Here is a 5,951-nt window from a genome sequence, read left to right as displayed (position 1 = left end):
GAAATGACCTTCGACCCGAAACTCACCTCCGCCGACCCCGGCAACTTCTTATCCCCACCCAACCGCATCTGCGCCGCCGACACCTGATTCAACGTCGACCCCGCAGCATCATCCACCAACACCGTCCCGGCATCCTGCAACACATCAAAGGTCGTCGACGCCGGCGTCACCGCCCCATCCAGGACACGCGAGGGATAATTCAACCGCCCCACCGCATTCTTCGACTTCGACACCACCCACACCCCGCCGTCATTCAACTCCACCTCAGTGGTCTTAAACCCCGGATAAATGATGGCAGCGGTCACCAGCACCGCGGCTGCGGAGGCGATGGCGGTGCCGGCGATGAGCTTGTTGCGCCGTTTGATGGAGCCGGGGCTCGGTGGGCGCTTCTTTGAACCTGGCTTCTTGAACCCCAGCGTGGCGAGCAGACGTGTCACAGCTTCAGATGTCCTTCAGGATGGCGTCGTGATTCTCGTGGCGGACCCGAGACAGGGCCCTCAGTTCCCGCGACAGCCTACCGAACTGTCCGGAAGGGCGCGATGGGCAGGACTGCCCACCGGCCGGCGCCCCGGGGACCGGGGCGGCTATGGTGTCGCTCCCACCGGGAAGGTGCAGAGCGGGACGCCACTTTGCCCGGGCGGGCCAATCGTGGTGTGGGTGGAGTTGATCCAGCGCGTCTGGTTCGGCGAACCGCGCATGATGTAGTACCACTGGCCGTCCCCGCTGTAGTAGGTACCGTGCGGCTTCCAGCACATAACGTCGAAGACGTCCGAGGCACCCATCCAGGGCCGGTCCGTGCCGCCCTGCCCGTCGCAGGTGAAGTTCCCCGGCTGGCTGTTGTCGTAGGACGTAGCGCCGGGAAGGTCGGTGCAGCTGCGGTACATCCCGCCGTTAAGCCGGGTGGTCCAGCGGGTCTTCTGGGCCCCGGACTGGGCGGAGGCCGAGGCGATAGCACCGCCGGTACCGAGGGAATTGACGGTCTGGACCCGGATGGAGTGCGGTTCGCTGAAGCCGTTGGTGTTCACGGTCCGGCTGCCCGAAGCCCCTACGCGCTCCCAGTTTCCGCCGTCGATGCTGATCTGGGTGTAGGCGACGTCGTTGTTCGCCGGCGACGGCGAGCTCCAGCTGAAACTGAGGTTCTTCTGGTTTTCGGCGCCGTCCTGGCCCGACGCCGCGGGCGTTCCGGGCGAGCCGTACGGCGTGGCGGTGGCACCGGTGCTGGCGTCGGAGCTCGGTGCGACGCTCGAGTTGGCCGTCACGGTAATCGTGGCGGCCTGGCCGTTGGTGAATCCGCTCACCTTCTGGCCGGGGCTGATAGCGCCGGTCTTCCCGCTGGGGCTGGCGTAGTAGGTGTAGCTGACCTCCCCGGGCTGCGAGCCGTTGCGCCCGGCTGCGTCCAGTTCCCGGAAGTTGATGACCACGGCCCGGCCGGCCCCGCCGGTGTCCGCCGGCGTGGCGCTGACGCCGGAGACCTGGCCGAGCTTGCCGGTGGCGCGGCGGGGTGCCGAGGCCGCGCTGACCGCGCCCTTGCCCGCCTTGTTCTCGGCCTGGACCGTGAAGGTGTAGCCGGTTTCGGAGTTATTCGCGGTGAAGTTGGCGGTCCGCACCGTTCCGGCGATCATCTGGGTCTGGGTGGTGCCGCCGCCGCCGCTCATGGTGACGTAGTAGTTCTTGATGGCGTCGCCGTTAGTGTTCGGCTCGCTCCAGTTCACTTTCAGCTGGTTGGAGGTCCCCACGGCGGACGCCACCGACGTCGTCGGCGCTGCCGGGGCGGCCGGGACGCCGGCCGGGTTGTCCTCGGCCGAGTAGAGGCCCCACTCGGACGGGCCGAGTTCGTTGACAGCCTGGGCACGGACCTTGTAGCGCACGCCGTTGGTCAGTCCGGGCCAGGTGTAGCTCAGGCCGGCCACACCGTTTTTCACCGCGATGCCGTTGGCCGGCGGCGGGGAGATCTCCAGGTTGTAGTTTTTGACGGCCGAGCCATCGGTTTTGGCCGCGGGCCAGGTGATCACCATGTTCTTGTCCCCGGCCTTGACCGTGGGAGACTCCGGCGGCGAGGGCTTCTCATCCGGCCGGATTTCGTTGGAGGCCGGAGACGGCACGGACTCCCCCACCTCGTTGGTGGCGGTGACGGTGAACACGTACTTGACGTCGTTGGTCAGTCCGCTCAGTGTGCACGTGGTGGTGGCGCAGTCCTGGCTGAATCCGCTGGAGCGCACCGTGTATTTGCTGATGGTGGCGCCGTTGTCCGAGAGCGGAGTCCACTTGAGCACCGCGGTTCGGCTGCGCACGTCCGTCGCCGACGGCGCCGAGGGGGCGTCCGGCTTGTCGCGGACCGTGATCCGGACCCGGCCATCGGTCTGCCGGGAGATGTCGTCGGTCTTGTCCATCACGGTGTAGCGCAGCACCATTACGCCCTTGAAACTGGCGGCCGGGGTGACGGTGATCGAATCGCCGGCGACGGCGGGCTGTCCGGCGGAGCCGGTTTCCACCGTGGCGGTGACAATCCTCAGCGGCGTGTCACTGAAGGGGTTGAAGTCGTTGGCGAGCACGTTGATGGTCTCGGTCTTGCCGGCGTTGGCCTTTTCGATCACGTCCTCGTTCGCGACCGGAAGCGGGCGGTTGGAGGCCACGACCGTTGCGGTGACGCTGGCCTTGACCGGCTCGGAGCGGCCGTCGGTGACCTTCAGCGGGATGCTGCCCTTCCAGCCGGCTGTCTTGGCGGATTCGGCGGTGACCTTCAGGGTCCCGCCGTCCAGCGCGGCCTTGAAGCCCTCGGGAAGGGTGCCGTCGAGTTCGAATTTCAGTTTTTCCTGGTCGCCGGAGTCCACGTCCTTGGCCAGGTTGCCCAGATCCAGGCTGGCGGACTCGGCCTTCGGAACCTCCAGCGTGGCCCCGCTGAAGCTCGGCGGGTGGTTGGCGTTCGGATCGGGAATGACATTGGTGATGATGCTGAGAGTGGACTTGAGGCCCTGCGGATCGTCGGGGCCGGTGCCGTCGGTCACTTCGAAGGTCACGGAGCCGGGGCCCACGTAGTCCTGAAGCGCGGCGTAGCGCAGCGCGCTGCCGTTTCCGGCGACCACGTTCTGCGGGTCGGCGCCCTGCACGCGGACGCTGTCCACCTGGGTGATCCGCGGAGTGCGCCCCTCCCTGACCCGGACGTATTCGTTCAGGTCAAGGTTGACCTGCTTGCCGGCCATCACTTCGACGACGTCGGTCCTGGACAGTGTGGGGTGTTGTTCGCCCTGGCCGGGGACCCAGATGACCGCCGTCGCGCTCTGCCCGTCGACGTCGGTCACCGTGTACGGGACCAGCTGATCCTTCGGCGCGAGGGCCACCCGGACGCTGCCGCCGCCAGCCCGGGCGTTCGGGTTGCCGTCGGGCAGGCTGATCTTGAGGTCGGCGGCGACGCCGTCCGGGTCGGAGTCGTTTTTCAGGACGGGGACGTCGACGGCGGACTTGCCCAGTGTCTCGGCAGGAGTGACCACGTCGTCCTTGGCGACCGGGAGCTTCAACGCGGCGTCCGGGCTGATCCGGACCCGGATCACGGCGCTGCCCTGCGCCTTCTTGTCGTCCTGGATCTTGTAGCTGACGCTCTCGTTGCCGGCGGTCGCGGGGGCGGTGAGGAGCACCTTGCCGCCGTCGGCCGCTTCGACCCCGAGGTCGGGGCGGGCCTCGAAGCCGTTGCCGACCAGGCTGATGGGGTCGCCGTCCGGGTCCGAATCGTTCGAAAGGGCCTCGACGGCGATCTTGCGGCCGGGCCGGACGTCCACCGCGTCGTCGATGGCGATGGGTTTCTGGTTGTTGGCTTCCTGCGGGGCGATCCCGACAATCACGGTGCCGGTGTTTTCGGCGCCGATCCGGTCGCGGACGCGGTAGCTGAAGGTGTCCGTTCCGGCGCCGTTGCCGGCGGCGGTGAATTCGAGGTAGCCGTCCTTGACCACGGCCGTGCCCATGGCGGGGGCCTTGTCCACGCCGGTCAGCTGGACGGAGTCGCCGTCGGTGTCCACGCCGTCGAGCGGCACGGGAATGCGCACTGTCATGCCGGCCACCACACGGGCGGTGAGGTTCTTGGGTTCGGGGCGGGTGTTGCGTTCGTCGTCGCGCGCCCGGATGCGGATGGCGACCTGCTGGGAATCCGATTGCCCGGAGGCGTTCGTGACCTTGTAGATCGCGTAGACGGTCTTCGGCACCTCGCCGGCGATGAAGCGCAGCGCGCTCCCGGAGGTGAAGATCCGGCCGTCGGCGGCGTCCGGCTGCTGGGCGAGCACCGGTTCCAGGGTGAGCTTGCCGCCGTTGGGGTCGGTGTCGTTGTCGAGCACCGGGATGGTGACCACATCCCCGGCGCGCACTGTTGCTTCGTCCGGTTTTGCCTGTGGCGCCTGCAGTTTGGACGGCGCGGGGACCACCAGGACGGCGATCTCCCCGCTCGCGGAGGATTTGCCGTTGGAGATGGTGTATTTGACGCTGAGCTGGCCCTGCGCCCGGACGTCGGTGATCCGGACGACGGAGTGGTCCAGCACGGCCGCGCTGACCGGCAGCCCGTCCGCCGCGGTCACGGACTGCACCACCAGCACGCCGCCGGAGGGATCGGAGTCGTTGCCGAGGACGTCCACCAGGACGCTGCCGCCGCTGGGCAGCAGGGCGGTGTCGCGGACCGCCACCGGGGCGCCGTCGCCGTCGCCGGGGACGACGTCGACGCGCACCAACTGCTGGGCGCTGGCCGGCCCGTTGGTAACGAGATAGGAAACGTAGTGGGCGCCCTGGGCGGTGGAGTTGAACGTGAAAGTCTGCTGGTCCGCGCCCATCGTGGCGGTGGAATTGCCGTCCGGGGTGACCTGCGCGAGGCGGAGGGCGCCGCCCTGGGGGTCCGAATCGTTCTTGAGGGGCGCGATCACCGTGTCCACCCCGGCGACGGCGACGAGGTGGTCCGCGTTGGCGATCGGGGGCAGGGCGCCGGGGGCGCGGACGTCGACAGTGACTTTGCCTTCGGTGGTGGAGCGGCCGTCCGAGACCGTGACGGTGACGGTCTTGCGGCCCGGTTCGGAGCCTGCGTCCTGGAAACTGAGCAGGCCGTCGGGCCGGACTTTGACCTGGTCGCGGGGGTCGCTGCCGGCCGCGCCGACGACGAACAGGTCGTCGCCGTCGGGGTCGATCCAGTCGGTGAGGATGTTCTGGCTGACGATCTTGCCCGCCTGGACCACAAGTGTGGTGTTGCGGTTGGGCTTCTGCCGCGGGGCGGCGTTCTCCCCCGGCGGGACGATGTTGAGGGTGACGTCGGCGGTGGCGGAGAGGCCGCGGCCGTCGTCACCCGTGTATTTGAACGTTTCCGAGCCGGTCTTGTCGGCGCCGACGCTGACCTGGAAGCCGGTCGCGCCGTAGATCGGAGCGAGCAGCCCTGAGGTGAGCGGGTCCGGGCTGCGGACGGTGAGGATGTCGCCGTCGGGGTCGGTGTCGTTGTCCAGCACGGGCAGGATGGTGGTCTTGCCCGCGCGCACGCCGAAGGTGTCGGGTTTGGCGGCGGGCGCGCTGTTGGGTTTGGTGCGGTCCGGGAGCACGGTCTGCTGGACTTCGTCGGCGGAGTCCTTGTCCGCGTCGTCTGAGGTCTGCTGCGGCGGGATGACGTCGTCCCAGTTGTTGACCAGCTGCATGTTCTGGTTCACCAGCCACACGTTCCCGGAATTCACATCATTCAGGACCACCAGGTCCCGGTTCACCCGGAACACATAACTCGGCGACGCGCTGGCCTTCGGCACATCCACAGTCTTGTCACTGACATCATCGGCGCAGTCCCGGACATACTTGTTCGCCCCCGACCACGCCGCATGCACACACCCGCCCAGCTGCACCGGAGCCGCCGGCACCCCCTGCCCGCCAAACGTCACCGTCCTCGCCGTCGAACCATCCAACGGCTGCACCAGCAACGCCTTCGGCGTCGCGACCGCCACCGC

2 protein-coding genes are annotated in these 5,951 nt (G+C 68.2%); both read right to left on the bottom strand.

Going from position 1 to position 5,951, the window contains the following annotated elements:
* Positions 1-437: hypothetical protein (locus AC1DF4_RS19025; RefSeq protein ID WP_476914336.1), on the bottom strand; the 437-nt coding region annotated here is incomplete at its 3' end.
* 147 nt (positions 438-584) lie between these two features.
* A partial coding sequence (locus AC1DF4_RS19020; protein ID WP_476914335.1) for an Ig-like domain-containing protein occupies positions 585-5,951 on the bottom strand: 5,367 nt, incomplete at its 5' end.

The sequence above is a fragment of the Arthrobacter sp. 05N429 genome (genome assembly GCF_056397045.1).
The sequence above is the reverse complement of the archived record's forward strand: the minus strand, read 5'-3'. Positions and strand labels throughout refer to the sequence as shown.